At 57.0% G+C, this 25523-nt stretch carries 27 protein-coding genes; 16 read left to right on the plus strand and 11 right to left on the minus strand.

Annotation, left to right across the window (positions count from 1 at the left end):
• Positions 1-87: 87 nt before the first annotated feature.
• A complete protein-coding gene (locus B3729_RS23090; protein ID WP_286789122.1) occupies positions 88-609 on the plus strand; it encodes a lysozyme inhibitor LprI family protein in 522 nt (173 codons plus the stop codon).
• Between the two features lie 31 nt (positions 610-640).
• Here B3729_RS23090 and B3729_RS23095 read toward each other — a convergent pair whose 3' ends face one another.
• Positions 641-952, minus strand: coding sequence for an antibiotic biosynthesis monooxygenase family protein (locus B3729_RS23095; protein ID WP_286789123.1), 312 nt, complete (start codon positions 950-952; stop codon positions 641-643).
• A complete protein-coding gene (locus B3729_RS23100; RefSeq protein WP_286789124.1) occupies positions 952-1701 on the minus strand; it encodes a CTP synthase C-terminal region-related (seleno)protein in 750 nt (249 codons plus the stop codon). Before B3729_RS23100 ends, B3729_RS23095 begins: the two co-directional genes overlap by 1 nt.
• A 95-nt stretch (positions 1702-1796) precedes the next feature.
• Here B3729_RS23100 and B3729_RS23105 point away from each other — a divergent pair, with 95 nt between their 5' ends.
• Together B3729_RS23105 and B3729_RS23110 are read left to right on the plus strand one after the other, a co-directional pair.
• On the plus strand, positions 1797-2690 hold the full coding sequence (locus B3729_RS23105; RefSeq protein ID WP_286789125.1) for a LysR family transcriptional regulator: 894 nt from the start codon (positions 1797-1799) through the stop codon (positions 2688-2690).
• 252 nt (positions 2691-2942) lie between these two features.
• Positions 2943-3158: a hypothetical protein gene (locus tag B3729_RS23110; RefSeq protein ID WP_010796229.1), complete on the plus strand. Its 216-nt coding sequence runs from the start codon at positions 2943-2945 to the stop codon at positions 3156-3158.
• Positions 3159-3219: 61 nt separating this feature from the next.
• Here the strand turns inward: B3729_RS23110 and B3729_RS23115 are convergent, their stop codons facing one another.
• Together B3729_RS23115 and B3729_RS23120 are read right to left on the minus strand one after the other, a co-directional pair.
• Positions 3220-4050, minus strand: coding sequence for an NAD-dependent protein deacetylase (locus B3729_RS23115; RefSeq protein WP_122041291.1), 831 nt, complete (start codon positions 4048-4050; stop codon positions 3220-3222).
• A 235-nt stretch (positions 4051-4285) separates the two neighbouring features.
• On the minus strand, positions 4286-4699 hold the full coding sequence (locus B3729_RS23120; protein ID WP_037029850.1) for a hypothetical protein: 414 nt from the start codon (positions 4697-4699) through the stop codon (positions 4286-4288).
• Between B3729_RS23120 and B3729_RS23125 the strand changes: the two genes are divergently transcribed.
• The 3 genes from B3729_RS23125 (at position 4698) to B3729_RS23135 (ending at position 7278) form a co-directional block, all read left to right on the plus strand.
• Positions 4698-5375: a response regulator transcription factor gene (locus B3729_RS23125; RefSeq protein ID WP_010796231.1), complete on the plus strand. Its 678-nt coding sequence runs from the start codon at positions 4698-4700 to the stop codon at positions 5373-5375. The genes B3729_RS23120 and B3729_RS23125 overlap by 2 nt on opposite strands.
• Complete coding sequence (locus B3729_RS23130; protein WP_219651232.1) at positions 5372-6760, plus strand: ATP-binding protein; 1389 nt, start codon at positions 5372-5374, stop codon at positions 6758-6760. The genes B3729_RS23125 and B3729_RS23130 overlap by 4 nt, the downstream gene beginning before the upstream one ends.
• 62 nt (positions 6761-6822) lie before the next feature.
• Positions 6823-7278, plus strand: a complete 456-nt coding sequence (locus B3729_RS23135) for a YiiD C-terminal domain-containing protein (RefSeq protein WP_010796233.1) — start codon at positions 6823-6825, stop codon at positions 7276-7278.
• Between the two features lie 2 nt (positions 7279-7280).
• On the opposite strand, the gene cysQ is transcribed toward B3729_RS23135, so the two are convergent.
• A complete protein-coding gene (cysQ, locus tag B3729_RS23140; protein WP_409438646.1) occupies positions 7281-8117 on the minus strand; it encodes a 3'(2'),5'-bisphosphate nucleotidase CysQ in 837 nt (278 codons plus the stop codon).
• Between the two features lie 53 nt (positions 8118-8170).
• The gene (nudE, locus tag B3729_RS23145; protein WP_010796235.1) at positions 8171-8737 is read right to left on the minus strand and encodes an ADP compounds hydrolase NudE; all 567 of its coding nucleotides are present in this window, start codon (positions 8735-8737) and stop codon (positions 8171-8173) included.
• Positions 8738-8872: 135 nt separating this feature from the next.
• Here nudE and yrfG point away from each other — a divergent pair, with 135 nt between their 5' ends.
• The 8 genes from yrfG to B3729_RS23185 all read left to right on the plus strand — a co-directional run bounded on the left by yrfG (position 8873) and on the right by B3729_RS23185 (position 17435).
• Positions 8873-9559, plus strand: coding sequence for a GMP/IMP nucleotidase (yrfG, locus tag B3729_RS23150; protein WP_286789126.1), 687 nt, complete (start codon positions 8873-8875; stop codon positions 9557-9559).
• A gap of 141 nt (positions 9560-9700) precedes the next feature.
• Complete coding sequence (locus B3729_RS23155) at positions 9701-10306, plus strand: chorismate mutase (RefSeq protein WP_150348430.1); 606 nt, start codon at positions 9701-9703, stop codon at positions 10304-10306.
• A 133-nt stretch (positions 10307-10439) separates the two neighbouring features.
• Complete coding sequence (locus tag B3729_RS23160; RefSeq protein WP_010796238.1) at positions 10440-11327, plus strand: LysR family transcriptional regulator; 888 nt, start codon at positions 10440-10442, stop codon at positions 11325-11327.
• A gap of 115 nt (positions 11328-11442) precedes the next feature.
• Entirely contained in the window at positions 11443-12291 is an 849-nt protein-coding gene (gene fdhD / locus B3729_RS23165; protein WP_122041285.1) for a formate dehydrogenase accessory sulfurtransferase FdhD, read from the plus strand.
• Positions 12292-12293: 2 nt separating this feature from the next.
• Entirely contained in the window at positions 12294-14615 is a 2322-nt protein-coding gene (locus tag B3729_RS23170) for an FdhF/YdeP family oxidoreductase (RefSeq protein ID WP_286789127.1), read from the plus strand.
• Between the two features lie 95 nt (positions 14616-14710).
• Positions 14711-15277, plus strand: coding sequence for a nucleotidyltransferase family protein (locus B3729_RS23175; RefSeq protein WP_286789128.1), 567 nt, complete (start codon positions 14711-14713; stop codon positions 15275-15277).
• Positions 15278-15397: 120 nt separating this feature from the next.
• Positions 15398-16405, plus strand: coding sequence for an LLM class oxidoreductase (locus tag B3729_RS23180; protein WP_010796242.1), 1008 nt, complete (start codon positions 15398-15400; stop codon positions 16403-16405).
• Positions 16406-16445: 40 nt separating this feature from the next.
• Positions 16446-17435: a zinc-dependent alcohol dehydrogenase family protein gene (locus tag B3729_RS23185; protein ID WP_286789129.1), complete on the plus strand. Its 990-nt coding sequence runs from the start codon at positions 16446-16448 to the stop codon at positions 17433-17435.
• Here the strand turns inward: B3729_RS23185 and B3729_RS23190 are convergent.
• The gene (locus B3729_RS23190) at positions 17432-17908 is read right to left on the minus strand and encodes a GNAT family N-acetyltransferase (RefSeq protein ID WP_286789130.1); all 477 of its coding nucleotides are present in this window, start codon (positions 17906-17908) and stop codon (positions 17432-17434) included. The two genes, B3729_RS23185 and B3729_RS23190, sit on opposite strands and share 4 nt — an antisense overlap.
• 141 nt (positions 17909-18049) lie before the next feature.
• Here B3729_RS23190 and B3729_RS23195 point away from each other — a divergent pair, with 141 nt between their 5' ends.
• Both B3729_RS23195 and B3729_RS23200 read left to right on the plus strand, forming a co-directional pair.
• Positions 18050-19162: a cobalamin-independent methionine synthase II family protein gene (locus B3729_RS23195; RefSeq protein WP_286789131.1), complete on the plus strand. Its 1113-nt coding sequence runs from the start codon at positions 18050-18052 to the stop codon at positions 19160-19162.
• A gap of 235 nt (positions 19163-19397) precedes the next feature.
• The gene (locus tag B3729_RS23200; protein ID WP_010796246.1) at positions 19398-19871 is read left to right on the plus strand and encodes a glycine zipper domain-containing protein; all 474 of its coding nucleotides are present in this window, start codon (positions 19398-19400) and stop codon (positions 19869-19871) included.
• Positions 19872-19930: 59 nt separating this feature from the next.
• On the opposite strand, the gene B3729_RS23205 is transcribed toward B3729_RS23200, so the two are convergent.
• From B3729_RS23205 to dgoD, 4 genes are all read right to left on the minus strand, one after another.
• Positions 19931-21148, minus strand: a complete 1218-nt coding sequence (locus B3729_RS23205; protein WP_286789132.1) for an aldose 1-epimerase family protein — start codon at positions 21146-21148, stop codon at positions 19931-19933.
• 184 nt (positions 21149-21332) lie between these two features.
• A complete protein-coding gene (locus B3729_RS23210) occupies positions 21333-22661 on the minus strand; it encodes an MFS transporter (RefSeq protein ID WP_286789133.1) in 1329 nt (442 codons plus the stop codon).
• 81 nt (positions 22662-22742) lie between these two features.
• Positions 22743-24128 (minus strand): sugar porter family MFS transporter, encoded by a 1386-nt coding sequence (locus tag B3729_RS23215; RefSeq protein WP_122041277.1) that lies wholly within the window; start codon positions 24126-24128, stop codon positions 22743-22745.
• Between the two features lie 195 nt (positions 24129-24323).
• A complete protein-coding gene (gene dgoD / locus B3729_RS23220; RefSeq protein WP_010796250.1) occupies positions 24324-25472 on the minus strand; it encodes a galactonate dehydratase in 1149 nt (382 codons plus the stop codon).
• Between the last annotated feature and the right edge of the window lie 51 nt (positions 25473-25523).

Raw genomic sequence — 25523 nt, forward strand, 5'->3', positions numbered from 1 at the left:
ACAGGTCAAGCTTTATTTGAATAGGCTTCGATAAAATCCTCTATATAGCTTCTAGACTGCCTCAAGGTGTTACTACACGCGTTTCTTATGGATGTACCGAGCTTCTCTTTCAGGACGTCTGATTCATACCACTTTAATAGTAGCCCTATTGTCTATCACCAGATCCTTTGGAAAAGCAGCACGCCAACAAGCGAGGAATATATGGGGCTCTACCTATTTGCTTTTGGACTTACCACTCTTGTTGCCTTTCAACCGGCATTTGCAATGGGTGAAGAGGACTACTCGGCTACCTTTAATACGTGCCTTGATGAGTCCAGAGGCACCACCAGAGACATGCTGAGCTGTATATCTGCCGAAACAAAGCTTCAGGATACTCGGCTAAATGAAGCCTATCAGAACACGATGGCTACCTTTAGCGATCCACAGAAAGCCAAGCTCAAAGAGACTCAACGGTTGTGGATCAAATATCGAGACGCCAACTGTAGCCTTTATACCAATGCAACAGGCGGTACGATTGATGCGCTGAATACGGCATCCTGCCTATTGGATATGACCAAAGCTCGTGCTGATGAGCTAAGCCGCTTTACAGAACAGGACCCCTCTCTTTAAGTTGGCAGCACGTGGTCTCTTGTGTTTGCTCTTATAAAGAGTAAGCATGCTCCACTTTTACGATCTGCACACTGTACCCTTCATACCACTTGGTGCGACCCTGCCTGCGCGCCTGCTGGTGCTCAGGTTGATCTTTCCATGCCTTTATGGCCTTTTCATCGGTCCAATAAGAAATGGTGATTCCTGTACCGCTTTCGTCTCTCACGGAAACGACGCCTAGAAACCCTGGCTGCCTTTTGGCCAATTCGAGCATGTGTTCGGCTGTTTCCTCATAGCTATCTTTTTGAGCACTTCGCTTGGAAACAAAAATGACTGCGTAGCATGGCGGAGAGTGAAGACTCATTATTTGTTCCTCCCTGACGAAACGGCATGAGTGGCAGAGGCTTTTATAAAGGCTTTAACAAGGGGAGGCAGACGTCCCTTCAAGGCCTGACGCTCGGATTGAAAGAGTGTTGCAATAAAGAAGGGATGATCATGCAGTTCGACCGCCCTCACCTCTCCAGCAGCATTGTGTCCGACAGCTTTAAGCTTGCCGGACAAGATCTCTAGCCCGACCGTTGTATTAAGACCATATGCACAGCGGTATTCCTCGTAGCTTTCTATAGCACCATACGCTTCGGCTATACGTGAGCTGGAAGTGAATCCTACCTGTTCGCCTCTTTCTATTAGCGCACAGGCTAACGGAGAGACTATCGGGTCATCGCGTTCCGGTGCTGTTTCAGCATGCGCTGCGTTGGCCCGGTTCAGCTCATTGCGTGCATATTCGATCAATGCATACTGAAATCCTGCGCAGCTGCCTAAAAACGGGAGGGCGTGATTTCTGGCGTATCGAATAGCAGATAGCGCACCCTCTTCATTGTCATACGGGCTTCCAGGCGTGCACCAAACGCCATTAGCTTCTTCGAAAGTCGTTTCTTCTATATTAGCTGTAGCGATCCACTCGAATACCAGGGGAATATTCAGAGCGGCTTGAGCCAAGTGCAACGCCTGGATGATGGCTTGGTGCGCCTTGATCTCAGGATTGTAGTCACCTACCAGCGCAACCCGAACGCTTTGCCTACCTGATATAAGGTTTTTCACCGGTGCGCTCATAGACTTCTCCTCTATAGTTTTGCTTCTTGGGCAGGCACTATAAAAAGAGCCCCTGTTGACCACTATTGGCGCCTCGGCAGACTGTCCTTGCACATATGCACAATCGACTCGACTATTCTGATCTTGCGCTGATTCTTGCTTTGGTAAGGGGGGGCTCGCTTTCACGTGCTGCCGAGCGGCTTCGCGTAGACGTGTCTACCGTATTTCGCTCTATCAGGCGTCTTGAGGCGTCATTAGGGCTTGAGTTATTTGAGAAGAAACGGACCGGCTACTTACCTACGCCTACCGCCTTGCTGTTGGCGGATCAAGCCGAACGGGCTGAGCATGCCCTGGACAATGCGCGGGCCAGTCTTTTGGAAGCCGACTCCATTGCGGGTACCGTGCAACTGACCTGTACCGAATCCGTACTGGCAAATCTTGTGGCCCCGGCGCTTGGAGATGTCTTACCAGACTATCCGCAGCTGATGCTGGAAATATCGACATCCGACGGCTTCGCTGACTTGAGCCGGCGGGATGCCGACATCGCTATACGGCTGACGAAAACACCGCCGGAACACCTTGTAGGTCGCTGCCTGGGAAAAGTGCCGTATGCCTTGTATGGACATACGTCTTATCTAAGTCAGATTCAGGATAAGCCGTGGGATGCGCTGACCTGGATATCACTCGATGACTCTTTCAGCGATCACCCCACCGTCACGTGGCGCACGCTTAACTATCCAACCCTCATCCCAAGGTATCGCTGCCAGAGCATACATGCCGTTACGCAGCTGGTGCGCTCAGGATTAGGCGTTGCCATCTTGCCCTGCTTTGTATTGCAAACAGCTCCCGAACTCTGCCCGTTAAGCGCTCCCTTGATCCATTGCGAAAGTGAGCTCTGGATTCTCATACGGGCAGGTGGTCGTGTATTGCAGCCAGTGCATACCCTTTACAGGGCCTTAAGCGAGACCATCTCTCTGAATCAGAACGGCAAGCGACCGACTCACTTATGAAGGCCCAGCATCCTTTAACCGGATCACTGTAGCCAAGGTTCCGCGACATAAATGTGAGGCGAAACGCTGCGCAAAAGAGGCCTTTAAATGCCATTGGTCGCCGAGGCACACCAAGAGTCAGTCTATATGCTCGCCGCATCAGATTTTATAGTTTGATTAATGTAGGCTGTGCGCCTCTTGGTTAATGGTGCGCTGTAACCCTGCTCGACACCAAGCCAACATACTTTGCTCATTTATGGAAAGCTTGCCGCTATGGCTCAATCAAATTCCTGCTTATCCGCACAGCAAGAAATTGACTCTCTGCTGGATCATTTACAGGCCGCCAATGATTTGATCGAGCACGCACTCGCCATGATTGCTCAAGTTCATCGTGGCGAAAAAAGCCCTGAAGAACTCAAGCCACTGCGCGATGCATTCAGCTCGGTGATCAGTCTGCAAACGCCTGAACGCTTCGCCATTCGGCATTAAAGAGTTGCGGTCAATCTGCTTTATTGAAAGGCGCCTCTGGCGCCTTTCTCTTGCCTGACCATTAAGGTTGCGCCATCAGCCAGGGCAGCACCTCCTGACAGGGTTGCTCAACCTTCAATGTGCATATCGTATCGGCGCGCGTCTTGCCGATATTGATCAGAATAAGAGGCCTGCCAAGCTCTACGATCAACTTGCATAGCCGAAAGCTCGAATAGGCCATCAGGGACGTACCTATTGCAACCAGCGCATCGGCATGCCGAACACCCTCCCATGCTGCCTCCGCCTCATGTGCAGGCACGCCTTCACCAAAGAATACGACATCCGGCTTGAGCCATTCACTGCCGCAACAGGGGCAACCCGCCAGGCGAAAGCCTTCAAGATAGGACGCTGCGAGATGGGCATCGCCATCAGGTGCCAGGACAGCATCGATACCCTGTACATTCGGATTAAGCGCCCTCAGCTCGTTCTGGACGTCCTCGCGCCACATGCGGTTGCCGCAATCCATGCACACGACTCGGTGCAGGTTGCCATGCAGCTCCGTAACATGGTGACTGCCAGCCTTCCCGTGCAGCGCATCTACATTCTGCGTAACGATGCCCGAAATTCGCCGCCCCGCCTCCAATTCAGCCAGTGCCTTGTGCGTGGCATTGGGCATGGCATCACGCACGGCGGGCCAACCTACCATGCTACGGGCCCAATATCGTTTTCGAGCCTCAGGGGAGTTCATGAACTCCTGAAACATCATGGGTGCCCTGCCCCGGCGCACGCCATTGACGTCGCGGTAATCTGGGATACCCGATGCGGTGCTGATACCCGCGCCTGTCAATATCAGCGGTTGATAGCGGTAGATAAGCGCTTTCAGATCAGACAGCTCGGTTTCAAAATCAGGCATGACGGCATCTATATCGTCTAGTAGTGGATTAGCTTAGGCGATAACTCTGAACGCCAGCCTTGATAGACAGGAGCCGGCCAGCTTCAGTGCGCCTTTAACAAGAATGCCGTTGTCTCGCTGTAAAAGATGACCATTGGTCGCCCTTTGGTTCAAAAAACGTCGATCTCGTATCGTTCAGCTCTTGTTCAGCACGGATTCAGAAAGTATTCAGCCACCCTGGCGTAGTCTGAAACTGTCAGAAGATGCTCCAGTGAGGAGGCCCGATCATGATGTATCCCCAGCTGGCTGTTGCGTTCCCCGCTCCGATCGACGCAGCCAGTTCACATGCATCGGTAACCTCCTCATGTTCTTCGGCGATGTTCCTTGCAGCTCCATTGTGCACAGGCCAGTTCATCCCTGGTGGTGCATAGCCACTTTCCCCAGTGGCAGTTTCTCGATCCCCATGAAGTGCTCCTGACCTCTCCCCATCGGAGAGGTTTTTTTTGTCTGATACAAATGACGCATATCCAGAAACCTTTCCTTTATCCTCCTTTATCGAGTACTTGCCCTGATAGAGGGGCACATCACTCACCGTATTGGTCAGAAGTCGAGGATAATGCCCTATCGATTCGAGTTGACCTTTGTTTGCCGAACATTCAGGAACACCCATGAAAATTCTCGTCGTCGAAGACGAAAACCTGCTCCGTCACCACCTCAAGGTGCGCCTTAGCGAAGCTGGGCATGTGGTCAATGCCGTAGGCAATGCCGAGGAAGCCCTTTATAACGCACGCGAATTCCACCATGACCTGGCGATTGTGGACCTGGGTCTGCCCGGCATGAGCGGTCTTGATCTGATCCGTCAGCTTCGCACTCAGGGCATGGCCCTGCCGATTCTGATCCTTACTGCTCGCGGTAGCTGGCAGGACAAGGTGGAAGGCTTGGGCGCTGGTGCCGACGACTATGTCGTCAAGCCGTTTCAGTTCGAAGAGCTGGAAGCGCGCCTGAATGTATTGCTGCGCCGCTCGGCCGGCTTCATCCAACCCAGCATCAAGGCCGGTAATCTGCGCCTGGACCTTGGTCGCCAGCAGGCCTTCAATGAAGAGCAGCCTTTGCAGCTGACCGCTTATGAATATCGTCTGCTTGAATACCTCATGCGCAACCATCAGCAGGTCATCACGAAAGAGCGCCTCATGGAGCAGCTCTACGACGATGACGGCGAGCATGACAGCAATGTCATCGAGGTACTGGTTGGCCGTCTGCGACGCAAGCTGGAAGCGTCATGCGGTATGCAGCCCATCGAGACCGTCCGCGGACGTGGATATCTGTTTACCGAGCGCTGCCAATGATTCGATCGTTCCGCCTGCGCCTGCTATTGAGTGCGGCGCTTCTGGTCATCATTTGCCTGGGCTTGATGATCCCAGCCATTGGCAAGGCGTTTGACGGGACGGTAGAAAACTTTGTGGCGGCGCGCCTTGAGGCTAACGCCAACACGTTGATTGGTGCGGCCCGGGCCATTGATGGGCGTCTGGCCATGCCGGAAATGATCGCGGAGGAGGTCTTTGATCGCCCACAATCGCCGATCCTGGGTTATGTATACGACCAGAACGGTCGCCTGCTATGGCGCTCCCGCTCCGCCGTACGCGAGCGCCCCAACTACCGGCCCACCTTCGACGGGACCGGCGTTAAATTGGTCAAGACTACGGATGACGAGGGGCGCGGCTTTTTCGTCTTTGACCGAGAGGTCTTGCTGGGCAACCCGCCCGTAGCAGGCTTCAGTATCGTCACCATGCAGCCGGCCGAGGAATACGATCGCCTGCGCAGCGGCTTTATGCATCAGGTTACGCTCTGGTTAAGCGGCGTCTTGTTTGCCCTGCTGATTCTTCTGGCGGTAGGACTGCACTGGAGCCTGCGTCCGCTGCATCGCTTGAGCCGCCAGCTGGATGCCATCGAGACTGACCAGCGTGATCTGCTCGACGAGAAGAATGTACCTAGCGAGATTAGCCGCCTGATCCGCTCCCTCAATCGCCTTCTCGATTTCGAGCGACTGCAACGGGAGCGCTATCGCGACACGCTGGGTGATCTGGCCCATAGCCTGAAGACCCCGCTGGCCGTTCTGCAGGGCGTGACAGAAGACCTGCGCCGAAAACCCAGCCTGGAGCATGAGGTGTCTGCGCTTCAGGTTCAGATTGAGCGCATGAATCAACAGGTTGTTTTCCAGCTGCAACGTGCCACACGGCGCGGTGCGGTATTGAGCCGGCCACTGGAACTGCAGCCGCTCGTGGAGTCCTTGTTCAGTACGTTGGACAAGGTGTACGCCGAGAAGAAAGTCCAGGCGTCACTGCATTTCCCGCCGGGTATGAAAGTTCAGGCGGAGGAAGCCGCCATGCTGGAAGTCTTTGGCAACCTGCTGGAGAACGGTTATCGCCTGTGCCTGACTCAAGTACAGGTCAGCGCTGAGTTCATCGACGACAGCTGGATCATCGATATCGAGGATGATGGCCCCGGTATTCCAGCCGAGCGACGCGAGACCGTCCTGCGGCGAGGCGTACGCATCGACAGCCGCCACCCTGGTCAAGGCATCGGGCTGGCCGTCGTGCAGGATATCCTTGAAGGCTACCGCAGCGCCCTGACAATTGATGATTCTTCGTTAGGTGGTGCTCGTTTTCGCTTCCGTCTGCCGAGTGTCTCCCCTGAACGTCCTCGATTAGGGCACAATGAAGTCCGGACGTGACTTGCAAGTCAATGTTTGCGTCTGCCCTGTTACCCCCGCCATTTGCTCTATAGGACCCCGGCATGGAACGCGATTGCCGCCACCTGGAATCACTGCTGTACCGCGATATCCCGATCACTCAGGCCCTTGGCCTACAGGTGAAGAGTTGGGAAGCGCATTCCCTGCGTCTGCATGCGCCGCTCGATGCTAACGTCAATCATGCCCACACGATGTTTGGTGGAAGCCTCTATTGCATCGCCGTACTGGCGGGCTGGGGCTGGCTCTACCTGCGCCTGCGCGAAGCAGGCCTGGAAGAGGAAGGCCATATCGTGATTCAGGAAGGTCAGATTGCCTATCCGCTGCCTGTGACCACAGACGCCATTGCGCTGTGCGATGCGCCGGACGAGCGTGACTGGCAGCGTTTCGAGACCATGTTCCGCCGTCGCGGTCGTGGCCGCTTGACGTTGCACTCACGTATTCTGGCCGCCAACGGTGAAGACGGCGTGCGCTTCACCGGGCAGTACGTGCTGCACAAGTAATATCAGGCCTGGCGGGATGCCAGCTCAACGAGCGTGTCCCGCCAATGTGCCTCGGCCGGCAAGGCCAGGAAGTAGGGATTGAGAAAATCCTCCCTCGCCTCGTATGTCAGTGGCTCACCGTTCAGGTTGAGCACGATGCCACCCGCTCCCTCTAGGACTCCCTGAGCCGCTGCTGTGTCCCACTGGGAGGTTGGTGCCAGTCGGGGATAGCAGTCCGCCGCACCTTCAGCCAGCAGGCAGAACTTCAGCGAGCTACCAACATTGGCCAGCTTGATCTCGCCCATATGCTCACCCAGCCCAGCCAGAAGTCGCTCCTGAGTAGGACTGCTGTGTCGGCGGCTAGCAACGACGGTAAAGCCCTGTACAGGTGTAGGCCGGACATTGATCTCTTCGCCGTCCTCTCCCAGTATACGCCAGGCGCCCATTTCTGTTCCGCCACAGTAATACAGGTCACGGGTGGGCACACCGACCACACCAAACACAACGCGCCCCTCTTCCACCAAGGCGATGTTGACAGTGAACTCTTCGCTGCCGGAGATGAACTCCTTAGTGCCATCCAGCGGATCGACGACCCACCAGCAGCGCCAGCGGGCACGCTCCTCCAGCGAAATATCACACGCTTCTTCCGAGAGTACCGGAATGTCAGGGGTCAGCGCGGCCAAGCCTTCGCTGATGATGCGGTGGGCAGCTAGATCAGCGGCGGTAACCGGCGAGGCGTCGGCCTTTTCCGTCACGGCCACGTCATTGCGCCAGAAAGGAAGGATTGCGGCACCGGCCTGGCGGACCAGGTCGACAACGTTGAGCACCAGCGGTGCGGTAATGGAGACGGGTACCATCATAAAAACCTCCACAGGCAGATGAGGCCGCCTCAATAACGACCGCACGGTAAATTTCAGGCGACGAACTCGCCACGCTGGATCAACAGATCCCTCACTAAATAGAGCGCAGCCAATGCGCGTCCTTCGGTAAACCGGGGATTATCCATAAGACTGAATAGCTCGCGTAGGCTGATCTTGTCTACCTCGATCGGTTCGGGCTCATCGCCCTGCAAACGCTCGGGATAAAGATCGCGTGCCAACACGACATGAATTTTCTGATTCATGTAGCCGGGCGACAGAGAGAGCTGCGTCAGATATTCGAGCTGGCGGGCACCGTAACCGGCTTCTTCCTTGAGCTCACGGTTGGCGCCCTCCAATACGGTCTCGTCCATCTCGACAAGCCCCTTGGGCAGGGACAGCTGATAATCTTCGGTGCCACCACAGTATTCTTCAATCAACAGGGCATGCTCGTTGTCCAGCATGGCCACGACCATGACCGCGCCTGGGCCGGTCCCCTTGTTGGCCAGTCGTTCATAGGTGCGCTCTTCACCATTGGAAAAACGCAGCTCGACTTCTTCAACCGTGAAAAGACGACTCTTGGCAACGATCTGCCGGGCAAGCACAGCGGGTTTCTGGCGCATAAACGGCTCCTGAGCGAATCGGGTCGGCTATCATAACGCGCCTTGTTTAATAATCCGTGGCCGGGACGATCTGTCTTGGCGTAATCACGAAGAGATGGCTCACCGCGGTTACGGTGGAGTCCAAAAGAGGAAGCCATGCCTACCCTTGCCTGGAATCAGATCGACACCGTCTTGCTGGATATGGACGGCACGCTGCTCGATTTACACTTCGACAATCATTTCTGGCTGGAATATCTCCCGCAGTGCTACGCCAAGCATCATGGCCAGTCCTTTGAGTGGGCCATGGCCGAACTGGAGCCACTGTTCGAGGAGAATGCCGGCAAACTGACCTGGTATTGCCTGGACTACTGGAGCGCTCAACTGGGGCTTTCGATCGCCGCACTAAAGCGGGATATTGCCCATCTTATTGCCTTACGTCCCGATGCCGACACGTTTCTGTCTGCCATTCAGGCAGCAGGCAAGCGGGTCGCCCTGATCACCAATGCCCATCGGGACTCGCTCTCCCTAAAGCTTGAACGTATCGAGCTTGCGCCTTATTTCGACCGGATGATCAGTTCCCATGACTATGGTTTCCCCAAGGAAGACCAGCAGTTCTGGTTTGCACTGCAGCAGGACTTCGGCTTTGACCCGGCCCGAACACTGTTCATCGACGACAGCCTATCCGTTCTGCGCAGCGCCCAGCGGTATGGCATCGCTCATCTTCTGGCGGTACGCAATCCCGATAGCCGCCAGGGCCCGCGGGACACCGCTGAATTCGAGGCGGTAGACGATTATCGAGAGCTGCTACCACCCCAGGAGACGGTGGCTACGTCACACTCCTGAGCGTGACCCGCGCACAGACGCCTCATGCCTGGGTTGACCCTGCCGGCGAAGCGGCGCAACGTTTCAGCGCGACCCAGTGTGGAGTGATGATGCACTGGGCCGGCGTTTAGTCCCCTGGTTAACCTTTTCAGGACTGCCTCTATGAACGCTTTTCGACGCACCCTGCCGCTTCGCGGCGCTGTCTGGTTGTCTGCCCTTACGCTTGTGTTCTGTGCTACGGCCAATGCTGCCCAGAACACGAGTGGCTTTACGCCTTTGCTTGATAAGATCAACGCTCGCACCTCAACGGCCGATCAGGTTGCGCTGAGCAAATGGGACAGCGGCAAGCCGGTCCTCGACACCCAACGAGAGGCGGATGTCCTGGCCCGGGTTCGTAATGAAGCCGCCGCTCACGGTTTGCAACCCGATGATGCGCAGCGCTTCTTTTCCGATCAGATCGAGGCTAACAAGTGGGTCCAGTATGGGCTGCTGGATCGCTGGCATGCCATCGATAAGGCACCCAACAAGACGCGCCCGGACCTTGCCGTGGTTCGTAAGCAGCTCGATCAGCTGCAGAACGAGCTGCTCGATGCACTCCAGGCTGCCGAGCCGCTACGCAAGGCGCCGGACTGCCCACATGTCGCAGCCCGTGCGGTGAGCACCTATGCCACGGCACATGCACTTGATTCTCTGCATCGGCTGGCGTTGGTCCGCGGTATGGCCAATGTCTGCCAGGGGTCGCAGCAGCAGGTGGCTGCCACCGATTAACGTACGGCCTGACGTGCCTGCCATGGGGAACCCGGCAGGCACCCTTCGTCATTCAATTCTGTTCCTTACTCTATCTACGGCGCTATGCTGATAGATTCTGCCTTCATGCTGCCGGAAGCCTGTCCGCCTGATCATGGACATCAAACAGCTCAAATTCCTGATTGCCCTGGATGAAACGCGCCACTTCGGCCAAGCGGCCGAACGGTGCTACGTCACTCAGCCAACCCTTTCTATGCGCCTGCGCAGCCTTGAAGAAGAGCTGGGACTTGAGCTGGTACGTCGGGGTCAGCGCTTCGAAGGCTTTACCGAGGCGGGCCAGCGTATTCTGGCCTGGGCCCGGACCCTTATGGCGGCACATGAGGGGCTCTATGCGGAAGCCGCCGCCTATAAAGGGCAGCTGGTTGGCACCCTGCGCCTGGGGATCGTCCCCCTGGCCAGCTATGACCCTATGCCTCTGCTGCATCACCTGCGCCAGTTGCACAGCAATCTGCGCTTTCAGTTATCAGTGTTGAGTACCGAGCATGTTCTCGAACAGCTGGCGAGCAACCAGCTCGACCTGGGAATCTCCTATCTCAGCCATCTCAACGATCAGATGTTTGAAAGCCAGTCCCTGACCGAAACCCGAATGGGCCTGTTGTTCGACCAGCGTCATTTTCAGTTCGACGAGCAGGAGCTGAGCTGGGAACGGGTAGCCGATCTGCCCCTGGGTCTGCTCACGGGAGGAATGCACTTTCGCCAATCGGTCGATCACGGTTTTCGCAGTCGCGGCCTCACACCCCGGCCTGTACTGGAAAGCGATGCCGTGCATCTGCTCCTGCAAGCAGTCAATGCGGGACTATGTTGCGCCGTGATGCCACTCAAGGGTGGGTTCGACGCGCTGACTGAGCACTCCTGCCTGCTTCCGATTCAGGGTGGGCGAGCCCTGGCACCGCTTGGGCTGATCATCCGGCGTACCGCGCCGCGCCTGCCAGTGGCCGAAGCCTGTTTTGCTGAAGCGCGCCTGCTGTACTCAAGTAAATGAAAACGGTCGCTTGATAAGCCCCATCTATCGCCATATCGGTACCAGCGATTAGACGTCGCACCTTAATAGGCTTAGGCTTTGATCTGTGTCAAACAGCCGCAGGCCAATTGCTGCTATGTCCCGCTCGAATCCGCATGCTGATACACCCTCGGAACAGCCCGCCAGCCAAGCGCTGCACGGGTATACCTATGCCGAGCTGAAGAACCCGGAAGTCACTGGCCAGACGCCATTGGCTGAAGAGTGTGCCGTTGCCATTTCCTATAATGGCATCAGCCACACCGTCATGATGGCTACACCTGCCGACATCGAGGATTTCGTTGCGGGCCTGAGTTTAAGCGCTGGAATCATTCATTCCATCGACGACATCTATGGCATGCAGGTACGCCGCGTCGGTGAAGCCCTGAATGTTGAGGTCGAAATTTCCAGCCGGACGTTCTGGGCCTTGAAAAGCCAGCGTCGCCAGATGGCCGGAACCAGCGGATGCGGCCTGTGTGGCGTCGAGGCGCTTGAGCAGGCACTGCCGCAACTGGATCGGCTGCGTAAGGTGCAGCTGCCACCTGCCGAGCATCTGGCCAATCTGCGCCAGCGTATCAACGAGGCTCAGCAGTTGGGTCAGCGTAGTGGCGCCGTCCATGCGGCACTGTTTGCCAATGCCGAAGGTGAGCTAGGCCTTTGCCGTGAAGATATCGGCCGCCATAACGCGTTGGACAAGCTGATCGGCGCCTTGATGCGCCAGAAGATCAATACCCGTGCCGGCTTTGTCGTGGTGACCAGCCGCTGCAGCCTGGAGCTGATCCACAAAGCGGTTCGCGCAAACCTGGCAACGCTTGTCACTCTGTCCGCGCCCACTGGCCTCGCCGTGGAATGGGCCCGTCGGCATCGTCTCAACCTTATTCATTTACCTCATCAGTCTCCGCCTCGCGTGTACAGCCCGGCGCCGCTCATTCCAGAACATCGGGAGTAGTCATGAGCAAGCAAAAATCTTCTTACAAACCCTATCAAGGCCCTGCCGCGGGCTGGGGTGCGCTGAAAAGTGTCGTGCACTTCTGGCTCGACAGCGGCAAGGCCGTCAAGAATATCCGGACCCTGCTCAAGACTAATCAGGACCACGGCTTCGACTGCCCTGGCTGCGCCTGGGGTGAAGCACCGGAAAATGGCCTAGTGAAGTTCTGCGAGAACGGCGCCAAGGCGGTGAACTGGGAAGCGACCAGCCGCCGTGTAGATGCTGCGTTCTTTGCCAAGCACAGCGTCAGCAGCCTGAGCACGCAAAGCGATTACTGGCTCGAATACCAGGGCCGCTTGACCGAGCCGATGCGCTACAACCCGGCGACTGATCACTATGTGCCGATCAGCTGGGATGATGCCTTCCAGACCATCGCCAAACACCTGAAGGCGCTGGAAAACCCTAACCAGGCCGAGTTTTACACTTCCGGTCGTGCCAGCAACGAGGCTGCCTTCCTGTATCAGCTGTTCGTGCGGGCCTATGGCACCAACAATTTCCCGGACTGCTCCAACATGTGCCACGAGGCCAGTGGTGTAGGCCTGGGCCGCAGCATAGGCGTTGGCAAGGGTACAGTGACCTATGAGGACATGGAGCATGCCGATGCGATCTTCGTGGTGGGCCAGAACCCTGGCACCAACCATCCAAGGATGATCGAGGTGTTGCGCAACGCTGTGAAGCGCGGTGCTCAGGTAGTCAGCTTCAATCCGCTCAAGGAACGTGGTCTGGAGCGCTTCCAGCATCCCCAGAGCCCGGTCGAGATGCTGACCAACAACTCGCGCCCGACCAACACGGCCTATTTCCGCCCAGCCCTGGGTGGCGACATGGCGGCCATGCGTGGGATAGCCAAATTCCTGCTGCAATGGGAGCGTGAGGCGCAGCTGAACGGCACGTCACCGGTGTTCGACCATGACTTCATTCAGAAGCACACCCTGGGTGTCGATAGTTATCTGGCCGTGTTGGATGCTACGTCCTGGGAACAGATTGTAGAGCAGTCAGGCTTGGCCCTGGCGGAGATCGAGCAGGCTGCGCGCATGTATGCCAGGGCTGAGCGAGTGATCATCTGCTGGGCCATGGGTGTGACCCAGCATCGCCACTCCGTGCCCACCGTTCAGGAAATCGCCAACCTGCAACTGCTGCGCGGCAATGTGGGCAAGCCGGGCGCTGGCCTGTGCCCGGTTCGCGGTCACAGCAATGTGCAGGGCGACCGTACCATGGGGATCGATGAGAAGGCTCCGGCCTGGCTTAGCGATGCCTTGGAAAAGCGCTTCGACTTCAAGGCACCCCGTGAGCGCGGCCATAACACGGTGGAGGCCATCGCTGCCATGTTGGCGGGCGATGCCAAGGTCTTTATCGGACTGGGCGGCAACTTTGCCCAGGCGACACCGGATACACCGCGGACTCATCAGGCACTGCGCAATTGCGACCTGACTGTACACATCGCGACCAAGCTCAACCGTAGCCATCTGGTGACAGGCAAGCAAGCGCTGATCCTGCCATGCCTTGGCCGTACCGAGCTGGATCTGCAAGCCAGCGGTAAGCAGGCCATTACGGTAGAAGACAGCTTCAGCATGGTCCATGCCTCGGCAGGCGTGCTCAAGCCACTGTCTCGCCAGATGCGCTCCGAGCCGGCCATTGTTGCAGGGATTGCCAAGGCAACACTGGGCAACCACCCTGTGGATTGGGAGTGGTTGATTGAAGACTACGACCGCATCCGCGACCTGATCGCCGATGTGATCCCGGGCTTCAAGAACTTCAACGTGCGCCTGGACAATCCTGGCGGTTTCTACCTGGGCAACAAGGCACGTGATCGCGTCTGGAACACGATGACTGGCAAGGCCAACTTTGCGCCCAGCCAGTTGCCAGAGAATCTGATCCCGGAAGCGGCTCGCCGGAATGGCCAGAAGCCTGACCTGATCCTGCAGACCATGCGTTCGCACGATCAATACAACACAACGGTGTACAGCCTGGATGACCGTTACCGGGGTGTAAAAGGTCAGCGTGACGTGGTCTTTGTCAACGAAGCGGACATCCGCCGCCTGGGTTATGAGCCAGGCCAGAAGGTGGACATGGTCTCGCTGTGGGACGATGGGATCGAGCGTCGTGTCAGTGGCTTTACGCTGCTTCCGTTCGATATTCCTGAGGGTCAGGCGGCTGCCTACTATCCCGAGACCAATCCGCTGGTGCCGTTGGAAAGCTACGGTAAGGACAGCTTTACGCCTACCTCCAAGTTCGTAGCCATTCGCGTCGAGCCAGCACATAGCAACACGATTGCATCGGTCGCTTGATACCGAGCGAATAGCCTGCCGTCTGCATAGACGGCAGGCTGATTTTTTATGGCCGGGCTCTACACTGAAGGGTCCAAGGCCTCCCTCTCCTTCTCATGTATCGCCTCCCTGACTGGATAGCTGAAGATCCGCTGCGCTGCCAAGTGCTGGCCTGTGTTGCTCAGTTGCACTTGCCGGATGCCTGGGTAGCCGCCGGATTTGTGCGCAATCTGGTCTGGGATCACCTGCACGGTTACACGGTTCCTACCCCGCTGACGGACATCGACATCATCTATTTTGACCCTGTCTGCCGTGACCCTGAGAGAGATACTGAACTTGAGAACCGGCTCAGGGCCTGTGCGGCCCTGCCCTGGTCCGTCAAGAATCAGGCCCGCATGCATAAGCGTAACGGGGATGCGCCCTATCACAGCAGCCTGGATGCCATGAGCTATTGGGTGGAGATGGAAACGGCCTTAGCGGCCCGCCTCCTGACTAGCGGACAGATCGAAATCGCCAGCCCGTTTGTTCAGCATGGTCTCTTCAAGCTGCACGTTACACCGAACCCCAAACGTTACAAACCGGATGTCTTCAGGCAACGACAGCACGAGAAAGGCTGGGCGTGCCGGTGGCCGAAACTTCGGTTTCTATCTGCAGCACATATACCGCCCCACCTGCCGGACTGATTGCCGTACAGGAAAAATTGTTTTTCGAACTCGAACAACCCATGAGACTCCATTGCCTACCGATTACACTCATGGAAGACCGGTCATCATGGATATCAGGCTCAGGGACCCAGGAACCTTATGAACGCTGCATCGCTCCCCCTCGATCATCCCTTCGCTCACCACAATGGGTTTAACCGGGTCTTTGCGCCGGACAGGCTTACCCTGGGCTTTATTCTGCCGGTGGCAAGCTACCCGAACGAGCCGGGACCATCGCTTGAGCATCACGCCGAGCTGACGCAGCTGGCCGATCAGTTAGGCTTCGCTGCGCTCTGGGCCAGAGACGTACCGTTTTACGATCCAGGCTTTGGCGACATGGGGCAGGTCTTCGAGGCGTTTACCTACCTGGGCTTTCTGGCCGGCACCACCAAACGTATTACGCTGGCGACCGGCAGTGCCGTTATCACCCTGCGCCACCCGCTGCACCTGGCCAAAATGGCCGCCTCGGTCGACCAGCTCTCCAGCGGGCGGCTCGTGCTGGGTATCGCCTCGGGAGATCGACCTGTCGAGTATCCCGCCTTTGGCCTGGAAGATGAGTACGAGCAGCGCGGCGACCGTTTCCGCGAAGCGTTCGAGATGTTCCGCCTGGCCAGCGAAACGCCTTTCCCCAACGGCGATTTCGACCGCTTTGGCGATCTGCAGGGGCTGGCCGATCTGGTCCCTAAGCCATTCAACGGACGCATCCCTGCCTTCGTTACAGGTCGTAGCCGTCAGGCAATGGACTGGATTGCCGCCAATGCCGACGGCTGGTTCTACTATTTCATTGGCGTCGAGCATGTCTCGGCCATTACCACGTTGTGGCGCGAAACCATCAAGCGCGTCACGGGCGAAGAGACGTTCAAGCCTTTTGCCCAGGGCATGTTCTTCGATCTGGCTGAAGATCCGGACCAGGCCCCCATGCCTATTCATGCCGGACTCAGGATTGGTCGTCGCTACCTGGTGGATTATCTTGAGCATATGCAACGCCGAGGGGTGAACCACGCCGCTTTGAATCTGAAGTCGTCCCGCCGCCCGGCCAAGGAAGTGGTTCAGGAACTGGCTGAATATGTCTTGCCGCACTTCCCTTCCCATGAACCTCTTGAGCCGTGAGGACTCAAGAGAACTCAGACTTAACAAGGGAGAGTGCTCCATGCCCCGTACCGTACGCTTTCATGAAACCGGTGGCCCAGACGTACTCAAGATTGAAGACGTAGACGTCCGCCCACCTCAGCCAGGTGAAGTACAGATTCGCACCAAGGCGCTGGGCCTGAACCGTGCTGAAGCTATGTATCGCGCTGGCCAATACACGCATCAGCCCGTGTTTCCGGCCATCCTTGGGTACGAGGCGGCAGGTGTTATCGAGGCGGTTGGCGAGGGTGTTACTATGTTTGCCGTAGGCGACACCGTAAGCGTCATACCGGCATTCTCGTTCGAACAGTATGGCTTGTACGGAGAGTTGGTAAATGCGCCCGCCCATGCCGTCGTCAAGCACCCCGACACGCTTTCATTCGAAGAGGCTGCCGCTACCTGGATGATGTTTACCACGGCCTATGGCGCGCTGGTCGATATTGCCGGACTGAAGGCGGGCGATACCGTTCTGGTTCGTGCGGCCTCCAGCAGTGTTGGCCTCGCTGCAATCCAGATTGCCAATTTTGTCGGTGCAACACCGATTGCCCTCACCCGGACGAGTAACAAGCGACAGGCCTTGCTTGAGGCAGGCGCGAAACATGTCATCGCAACGGAAGAACAGGATCTGACGGATGAAGTGCTAAAGCTCACCGATGGCAAGGGCGCACGCATCGCCTTTGATCCAGTGGGTGGGCCGGACGTGCCCAAGATTCTGAAAGCGCTCTCGTTCCTGGGCATTTTCTTCCAGTACGGTGCCTTGAGCACTGAAAACCTGTCATTGCCAGTGATGGATGTGCTGGGCAAGGACCTGACCATTCGCGGCTATCAGCTGTTCGAAATCACTCAGGATGCTGATCGATTGGCCAAGGCCAAACACTTCATTCTGGACGGCCTGACCCAGGGCAAGCTGAAGCCACAGATTGCTAAGACATTCCCGCTGGACCAGATCGTTGAGGCGCACCGGTACATGGAGTCCAATCAGCAGGTTGGCAAGATCGTCGTAACGGTTTAACCCAGCGACGAGCCGTCCCGATCATTCGCGCCGGGACGGCTTTCCAGCTTAGGCTTCAGGTGCATGACCTTTTCCCACTGGCCCGTCATGTCATCGAAGCGCTCGTCCATAGTCCTGAAACCATGCCGCTCGTAAAAGGCTACCGCACGGCTGTTCATGCTATAGACAGACAGTTCGAGGCGCGACTCAAGGGACTTGGCGTGCTCCAGCAGCGCGCTGCCAATGCCTTTGCCCTGGTGGTCCGGGTCGACAAATAAGGCTGCCAGCACATTCTGTTGCAGCGAGAAGAACCCGAGAACCGTATCGTCCCGTACATATACCCAGTTCTCGGCGCTGGGCAGGTACTTTTCCTTCATATCCTGCCGCTGGCTACGCCAGAAGTCGGGCGCGACACCATCATGGGCCAGGATGGAGGCGGCCAGCCAGATCGAAACCATGTGCTCATATTCATCGTCTTTTGCTTTTCGAAGCATGTGTATCCCTACCTTCAGCCAGGCTGAAACAGTACCTTCATGAATGATCTTGATAGTGACCATGAAGCATAGACGCTAGAAATGTTTAGTCTACTGAATGATCATGAGACATATTCATTTAGCTAGTCGCAAGGTAAGTCTATGTCCAGCCACTTCCCTCGTTTTCGTGCCGACTCTGTAGGCAGCCTGTTACGCAGCCCGATTCTGAAGGAGGCCCGTCGCCGCTATCAGACCGGAGAAATGGAGCGAGACGTACTGCGTGCGGTTGAGAATGATGAGATCCGCAAGATTGTCGCCAAACAGGAAGCCCTCGGACTTCCTGCAGTGACGGATGGAGAGTTCCGCCGCGCCTGGTGGCATTTCGACTTTCTTGAGCAACTTGGCGGCGTAGAAGGCTACGAGGCAGACCAGGGTATTCAGTTCCACGGCCAACAGACCAAATCCCGAGGGATCAAGGTCACGGGTAAATTAGACTTTACCCAACATCCGATGCTGGAGGACTTCAAGTTTCTGGCCAGCGCTACTACTCGCAGTGTGGCCAAGATGACTATTCCAAGCCCTAGCGTGCTGCACTTCCGGGGCGGACGAAAGAACATCAGTGAAAGCGTCTATCCGGATATGGAAGAGTTTTTTGCTGACCTTGCCAGCACCTACAAGAAAGCCGTGAATGCTTTTTACGAGGCGGGATGCCGTTATCTCCAACTCGATGACACCGTCTGGGCTTACCTCTGCTCAGAAAAGGAAAAGGCCGCCGCCCGCGAGCGCGGTGATGATCCGGAACGTCTGGCCGAGATCTATTCAAGCGTGCTCAATCAGGCGCTGGCTGGTCGCCCGGATGACTTGCGCATCGGCCTGCATGTCTGCCGGGGCAACTTCCGCTCGACCTGGATCAGCGAAGGTGGCTACGAGCCGGTGGCGGAAGTGCTGTTTGGCAACACGGATATCGATGCTTTCTTCCTAGAGTACGATACCGAGCGTGCCGGTGGTTTCGAACCCCTGCGCTACCTGCCCAAGGGCAAGCGTCAGACTGTATTGGGACTGGTCACGACAAAAAGCGGCGAACTGGAAAGTCCGGATGCTCTCAAACGCCGTATCGAGGAAGCCTCGCGGTATGCCAACCTGGACCAGCTCTGCCTGAGTCCGCAGTGCGGATTTGCCTCGACAGAGGAAGGCAACCTGCTCTCGGAAGAGGAACAGTGGGCCAAGCTGCAACACGTAGTAGACGTAGCCCGTGAGGTCTGGGGAGAGGCCTGATCAGCGCATGACTGGCTGACTGGAAAGAGGCGCTTTAGAGCGTAAACCCGCCCTTTTCCGCTACATTTCGATCAAGATAAAAAGGTGCAGACTACCGTTCCGTAATAAAGTTTCTGTAATAAATTCATACATTTGCCTTTTGTGGAAGTTATCGCACCCTTAAGCAGATTCCACTTGCCAAGCGAAGCGGTAATCACGAGGATCGGCGCCATCATCCTCACAGTGAGTTTTGATTATGAAGTACTCCTCGATCCTTCTGTTGTCCCTGAGCCTGGTAGGTACTAGCGCGATGGCGGGCGACGATATGCAGGCCGGTATCGGTGGTGCGCTAGGCGGGGTGTTAGGCTCGGTTGTAGGAAATGCCGTAGGCGGAAGCACAGGCTCCACGATCGGTGCAGGTCTGGGTGGTGCTGCGGGCGGTGCGGTAGGCGCCAAGCGTGGCGATAAAACAGAAGCAGCCATTGGCGGCGGTCTTGGCGCCGCGGGTGGCAACGTATTGGGCAAGGCCGTAGGCGGCAGCACAGGCGCTATGGTAGGTGCCGCCCTGGGCGGCGGCGGCGGTGCAGCTCTCGGCAGCAGCATGGGCGATTCGGGCGACCGTCACCACAGTGGCCGTCGCTACGATGACCGCCGTTATGCCCATGACAACGGCTGGCACCGTGGTCACCACAAGAAACACTGGAAGCGCCACGGTCGTTGGGACGATTGATCCCTACCCTAGCGCTAAAAGAAAGGGCCACGTCTGTGGCCCTTTTTCATTTACCGTCACTATTTCTCTTTGCTCAGGTCCACCAGCGGTGTTTCACGTACATCGGTCTGGCGGCCTTGCTGGATCGTATCGACACGCTTGAGTGCCTCGTTTACCGCACCCGCATCACTGAGCAGGCTGTAGGTGATCTCAAAGTCACGAGTCTCTTTTGGCCCGATCCTGGGTACTAGCTTCAAGTCACGCTGGAAGCGTCGGTTATAGGAAAAACTGGTGCCTGGCTCCAGACCGGTCACATAACCCTGCCCCTGGGTGTCCGTGTTTTTCCACAGGGAAAAGGCAGGTAACTGGTTAACGTTGAAGGCGAGGCTGACGCCCTGCTTGCCGGCTTTATCATGTAATACCGCCAAGCTGTTGCCCTGGGCATCTCCATAAGGAAACAGGTTGTACACCATCTCGTCGAAGCCTTTGGTAGGGCCCCGGTAGGTTTGCCAATCTTTCAGGTCACGCTTGGCGTACTCGTTGAATGGCGAGACCTCACGCACTGGCGCGGCGAACTTGGCACCCTGCTCCAGCAGTGGCGTACCGAAATTGCTGTGGTAGAGGGCTTGGTATTCCTTCTCGTAGTCGCCCTGGTTGGTTAGGCGGTCATGCAGGGTGAACTGGGTGGCGCCCGGTTGCGTGGTCAGCTGAGTATCGACCAGAAAATCCACCTTCTTGAATGCCTGCTCGCGCAGCTCGCCTTTCAGGTGAATGGCATACGGCGGCTTTTCGTCGATGGTCAGCACGACCTTGGACGCCGGGATATTGGCCGCACGGCCATGCAGTGTCAGCAACTCTCCATTATCCATGCCCGGATGGCCAACCCACTCGTAGCCACAACGGGTTACCATCTCGTTGAAACCCTCCAGCCAGCCCAGCCCGCCACGACCATTGAGCTCGATAAAGGCTGGGTTGACGACCTCATGCACAGGCGAGTCCCACCCCAGTCGTACAGTACCGGCAGTGGCATAAAGCACGTTCATGCCGCGGTTTGGTACAACGGTCATTTTCATTGCGCCGGTATCGATTTCGATCAGGCTTACCCCTTCCTGACGACCGCCATGCAACGTCTTGAGAGTAATTGAAAAAGGCTTGTCCGTTTTGACGCCAAGCTGCTCGCTGGTGATGCTCCAGTTTTCAGCAGGCTTGTTCGAGTCGATCAGCGTGTAATCCCAGGCAAACGCTGGAGAGGCAGCTGCCAGCAATCCGAAGCTGGCAAGCAGAGCAGATGCGTTCATGTCCGATTTCCTTTTTGTTTGTTGTTATACCTCGCTGCCCTTTGGCTGAAACGATTTAGCAGCGTGAAAAAAGTGTAGAACAACCCTGCACATTTGCATGTGTCGGATTTCGGATTTACGGGGTTGGAGACAGGAAACGAGAGGTAGGTCAAGGTGCCTGCCCGGCACCCTGACTTGAGGGTTATTACTCTTCGAGGCGCTCGACCTTGCCGACGACGAGCCCGTAACTCAGCGCGCCGACCAATGCCGTGATGCCGATATAGGTGATAGCCGGGGCAAAGTTGTTGCTATCCACCAGCAGGCCAACCACGATCGGCACACTGATGGATGCCAGGTTGCCGATGAAGTTGAACATGCCTCCCGTCAACCCTAACAGGCGTGCAGGTGCCAGGGCCGACACCATTGACCAAGTGATCGAGGCCAGACCGTTACCAAAGAAGGCGATTGCCATACAGGCAATGATCAGCGCCGGCGTATCAACAAAGTTCGCGCCGATGATGCAGGTGGAAATCAAGAGGCCGCTGATGATGGGCAGCTTGCGTGCCATGCCCAGCGAAACACCACGGCGCACCAGCCAGTCGGATAGCAGACCCGAGCAAATAACGCCCAGAAACGCCGCCAGGAACGGCACCGAAGCCAGAAAGCCCGCCTTGATAAAATCCATGCCCCGGTATTTGACGAGGTAAGTCGGGAACCAGGTCAGGAAGAACCACAGCGTAGAGTTCAGGCAGAACTGACCAATGTAGATGCCCCACAGCTTGCGCTTGTTGAGCACGGCCCACAGATCCGCCCAGCGAAACGCAGCGCGGGACTGATTCTTTTTCTCCAGATCTACAAGGCCGCCGCCCTGCTCGATCAGCGCCACTTCGGCATCATTGGCACCTTTGAAGTCTTTTGGCTCACGGTAGATCAGATACCAGATCGCCGCCCAGACGATACCGATCCCGCCTGTTACCACAAAGACCATGTGCCAGCCGAACGTCTGTTGCAGGTAGATGAGTACTGGGGTCAGGAACGCCAGCCCGACGAACTGTCCGGACGTATAAAACCCGATGGCGGTGGCGCGCTCCCCTTCCGGGAACCACGTCGTTACCACCCGGTTGTTGATGGGATACGCCGGCGCTTCCAGCGCACCGACTGCAAGACGCAGGATTACCAGGCCGATAAAACTGCCGACAAAGCCTAGGCCGATGGTTGCCAGGGACCAGAGCGCAATGGCAATCGGGTACAGCACTCGCGGAGACACCTTGTCCACCAGCCAGCCGCCCGGGATCTGCATGGCGGCATAGGTCCAGCCGAACGCCGACAAGATCAGCCCCATGTGCACGGGATCGATGTTCAAGTCCTGAGCCAGGTGGGGGGCGGCGATGGAAAGATTACTGCGGTCCAGGTAGTTGATCACTACCGTGACGAACAGCAAGACCATGATGAAGTAGCGCGAGCGTGACGCAGGCTGGGCTTGCACCTGGGCCTGGGTCTGGCTGTACGCCGTGCGGGTTGAAGAATGTTGCATCACCGTTACACCTGTCTTGGACTTGTTATACACAACGGGGATGACTCACCGGCGATAGCCGCCGGTGGTCTCCTGCAAACGTTACTGCCCGATATCGCGCAGTGGTTTGCCGCTCATGAGGTTACGTTCGATCTGCTCAAGCGTTGCACCCTTGGTTTCCGGAACCAGCCAGAACACCAACAGGATGAAGAAGGCGTTCAGTGCGCCATACAGCCAGAAGGTTGCAGCGTTGCCGATGACGTTGAGCAATGTCAGGAAGGTAGCGCCGACGATCATGTTGGCGATCCAGTTGGTGAAGGTGGAGCAGCCAATACCGAAATCGCGGCCTTTGAGTGGCTGCACTTCGGAGCACAGTGTCCAGATCAGCGGACCGGCCGACATGGCAAAACCCACGATAAAGATCAGTAGCATGGCAACGGTGAAGATCTGCTGGCCGTGACTCAGCGTACCCATGTTCATCATGGTGCCCACGATGCCCATACCGACCGCCATGACGATGAAACCGGTATAGAGAATCGGCTTGCGGCCCCAACGGTCCACCAGGAAGATAGCAATGAAAGTTGCCAGTACGTTGGTCAGGCCCACCGCAGCGGTAAACCACATCTGCGCATGCGTGTCGTAACCCATGCCTTCGAAAATACGCGGTGCGTAGTACATCACTACGTTCATGCCGGTGAACTGCTGGACGATCTGCAGGAGTACGCCCAAACCAACGGAGCGGCGGAAGTTGGCGTTTTCCTTGAACAGCTGCCAGCCACGCTGCGGGATGCGCAGCTGCTCTTCGATATCACGCACTTCCTGCTGGATCACCTCTTCATTGCCGCGCAGCTTGTGCAGGACGTCCAGTGCCTCTTTCTTGCGGCCCTTCATGATCAGCCAGCGCGGGCTATCGGGCAGTGCCAGAACACCCAGCAGGAACAGCACACCGGGGATAGCGATGATACCCAGCATCCAGCGCCAGGCACCGCTGTAGCTGAAGGCAGTATCCGACAGGAACGCAGCCAGGATACCGACCGTGATCATCAGCTGATACAACGAGATCATTGAGCCGCGGATCTGCTCAGGCGCCACTTCAGCCAGGTACAGCGGAGCAGTAAAGGAGGCGATGCCGATAGCCAAGCCCAGAATGAAGCGGCCGGCGATCAGTGAGTTCGGCGACCAGGCGAAACCGCACAGTACCGATCCCAACACGAACAGAATGGCACCCAGGATCAGCGAACGCTTGCGACCCAGGGCAGCGGACATCCAGCCGGCACCGAGTGCACCCAGGGCAGCGCCAAGCATCATGCTGCTGACGATCCACTCGATCACGCGGTCGGAAACTTGAAATTCTTGCTGAATGAATTGCGTGGCGCCTGAAATCACGCCAATGTCCAGGCCAAACATCAGCCCGGCCAAAGCCGCCAGAATACAGGTGAACACCGCGGTTCCCTTGGTCTTCTCGGCGGTATGAGTACTACTCGTCATAAACTGGACTCCTGCCTTTTGGGCGTTGTTTTTGTAATGCCGGTCCCTCAGCAAATGCAGGCATGTGAATTTGCTATCAACCTGGCTTTCCAGTGACTCGTCAGGCTCTACTCAGGTTCGTTACAAGATGTGAAAAATGCCGAGCCAGACGCATTTCTTGCGTCCGGCTCGTCTTCACGACCTGAAGGCCAGGGCTTACCACTCGGCGAAGCTGCCGTCCTTGTGGCGCCAGATCGGATTACGCCAGCGGTGGCCGATGGCGGCACGCTCGATCACGTACTCTTCATTGACTTCGATACCCAGCCCCGGGCCTTGCGGGATCTTCACGTGGCCATCGCCATAATCGAAGACTTCCGGGTTCTTGATGTAGTCGAGCAGGTCATTGCCCTGGTTATAGTGAATGCCCAGGCTCTGCTCCTGGATAAAGGCGTTGTAGCAGTTGGCGTCCAGTTGCAGGTTGACCGCCAACGCGATCGGGCCGAGCGGGCAATGCAGCGCGATGGCGACATCGTAGGCCTCGGCCATGTTGGCGATCTTGCGCGTTTCGGTGATGCCACCGGCATGGGACGGGTCAGGCTGAAGGATATCCACATAGCCGTCCTGCAGGATGCGCTTGAAATCCCAACGGGAGTACAGACGCTCGCCCAGTGCAATCGGTGTATTGCTCATCAGAGCGATTTCCTTGAGCGCCTCATAGTTCTCGCTGAGCACTGGCTCCTCGATAAACATCAGACGGTAGGGCTCAAGCTCCTTGATCAGGACCTTGGCCATCGGCTTGTGAACACGACCGTGGAAGTCTACACCGATGCCAAAATGCGGGCCGCAGGCGTCACGGATGGCCGCGACGTTGGCGATGACCTGATCGACCTTGTCGAAGGTATCGACGAATTGCATCTCTTCCGAGGCATTCATCTTGATAGCGGTAAAGCCCTTTTCCTTGCGCTCCAGGGCATGGGCCGCTGTCTCGGCTGGACGGTCGCCGCCGATCCAGGAGTAGACGCGGATGCTTTCTCGGACCTGGCCGCCCAGCAGATCGTGTACCGGTACGCCCAGCGCCTTGCCTTTGATGTCCCACAAGGCCTGATCGATACCCGCCAGGGCGCTCATATGGATACCGCCGCCCCGGTAGAAGCCACCGCGATAGAGTACGGTCCAGTGATCCTCGATATTGCGCGGGTCCTTGCCGATCAGGTAGTCGGCCAGCTCTTCCACAGCCGCCGCCACACTATGGGCGCGGCCTTCAAGGACTGGCTCGCCCCAGCCCGTAATACCCTCATCGGTTTCGATCTTCAGAAAGCACCAGCGCGGAGGAACGATATAAGTGGTCAGTTTGGTGATTTTCATTGTTGTGCCTCGATGCGTTCAGGGCCGGCGGATCGGCCCAGGTCAAATCCG

It is taken from the genome of Pseudomonas sp. UBA3149 (genome assembly GCF_002364655.1).
Lineage (GTDB): Bacteria > Pseudomonadota > Gammaproteobacteria > Pseudomonadales > Pseudomonadaceae > Chryseomonas > Chryseomonas luteola.

Bases quoted from the DNA above. Each gene is read 5' to 3' on its own strand.
- B3729_RS23090 (WP_286789122.1), top strand. From the start codon at position 88: ATGGATGTACCGAGCTTCTCTTTCAGGACGTCTGATTCATACCACTTT.
- B3729_RS23095 (WP_286789123.1), bottom strand. From the start codon at position 952: ATGAGTCTTCACTCTCCGCCATGCTACGCAGTCATTTTTGTTTCCAAG.
- B3729_RS23100 (WP_286789124.1), bottom strand. From the start codon at position 1,701: ATGAGCGCACCGGTGAAAAACCTTATATCAGGTAGGCAAAGCGTTCGG.
- B3729_RS23105 (WP_286789125.1), top strand. From the start codon at position 1,797: ATGCACAATCGACTCGACTATTCTGATCTTGCGCTGATTCTTGCTTTG.
- B3729_RS23110 (WP_010796229.1), top strand. From the start codon at position 2,943: ATGGCTCAATCAAATTCCTGCTTATCCGCACAGCAAGAAATTGACTCT.
- B3729_RS23115 (WP_122041291.1), bottom strand. From the start codon at position 4,050: ATGCCTGATTTTGAAACCGAGCTGTCTGATCTGAAAGCGCTTATCTAC.
- B3729_RS23125 (WP_010796231.1), top strand. From the start codon at position 4,698: ATGAAAATTCTCGTCGTCGAAGACGAAAACCTGCTCCGTCACCACCTC.
- B3729_RS23120 (WP_037029850.1), bottom strand. From the start codon at position 4,699: ATGGGTGTTCCTGAATGTTCGGCAAACAAAGGTCAACTCGAATCGATA.
- B3729_RS23130 (WP_219651232.1), top strand. From the start codon at position 5,372: ATGATTCGATCGTTCCGCCTGCGCCTGCTATTGAGTGCGGCGCTTCTG.
- B3729_RS23135 (WP_010796233.1), top strand. From the start codon at position 6,823: ATGGAACGCGATTGCCGCCACCTGGAATCACTGCTGTACCGCGATATC.
- cysQ (WP_409438646.1), bottom strand. From the start codon at position 8,117: ATGATGGTACCCGTCTCCATTACCGCACCGCTGGTGCTCAACGTTGTC.
- nudE (WP_010796235.1), bottom strand. From the start codon at position 8,737: ATGCGCCAGAAACCCGCTGTGCTTGCCCGGCAGATCGTTGCCAAGAGT.
- yrfG (WP_286789126.1), top strand. From the start codon at position 8,873: ATGCCTACCCTTGCCTGGAATCAGATCGACACCGTCTTGCTGGATATG.
- B3729_RS23155 (WP_150348430.1), top strand. From the start codon at position 9,701: ATGAACGCTTTTCGACGCACCCTGCCGCTTCGCGGCGCTGTCTGGTTG.
- B3729_RS23160 (WP_010796238.1), top strand. From the start codon at position 10,440: ATGGACATCAAACAGCTCAAATTCCTGATTGCCCTGGATGAAACGCGC.
- fdhD (WP_122041285.1), top strand. From the start codon at position 11,443: ATGTCCCGCTCGAATCCGCATGCTGATACACCCTCGGAACAGCCCGCC.
- B3729_RS23170 (WP_286789127.1), top strand. From the start codon at position 12,294: ATGAGCAAGCAAAAATCTTCTTACAAACCCTATCAAGGCCCTGCCGCG.
- B3729_RS23175 (WP_286789128.1), top strand. From the start codon at position 14,711: ATGTATCGCCTCCCTGACTGGATAGCTGAAGATCCGCTGCGCTGCCAA.
- B3729_RS23180 (WP_010796242.1), top strand. From the start codon at position 15,398: ATGAACGCTGCATCGCTCCCCCTCGATCATCCCTTCGCTCACCACAAT.
- B3729_RS23185 (WP_286789129.1), top strand. From the start codon at position 16,446: ATGCCCCGTACCGTACGCTTTCATGAAACCGGTGGCCCAGACGTACTC.
- B3729_RS23190 (WP_286789130.1), bottom strand. From the start codon at position 17,908: ATGCTTCGAAAAGCAAAAGACGATGAATATGAGCACATGGTTTCGATC.
- B3729_RS23195 (WP_286789131.1), top strand. From the start codon at position 18,050: ATGTCCAGCCACTTCCCTCGTTTTCGTGCCGACTCTGTAGGCAGCCTG.
- B3729_RS23200 (WP_010796246.1), top strand. From the start codon at position 19,398: ATGAAGTACTCCTCGATCCTTCTGTTGTCCCTGAGCCTGGTAGGTACT.
- B3729_RS23205 (WP_286789132.1), bottom strand. From the start codon at position 21,148: ATGAACGCATCTGCTCTGCTTGCCAGCTTCGGATTGCTGGCAGCTGCC.
- B3729_RS23210 (WP_286789133.1), bottom strand. From the start codon at position 22,661: ATGCAACATTCTTCAACCCGCACGGCGTACAGCCAGACCCAGGCCCAG.
- B3729_RS23215 (WP_122041277.1), bottom strand. From the start codon at position 24,128: ATGACGAGTAGTACTCATACCGCCGAGAAGACCAAGGGAACCGCGGTG.
- dgoD (WP_010796250.1), bottom strand. From the start codon at position 25,472: ATGAAAATCACCAAACTGACCACTTATATCGTTCCTCCGCGCTGGTGC.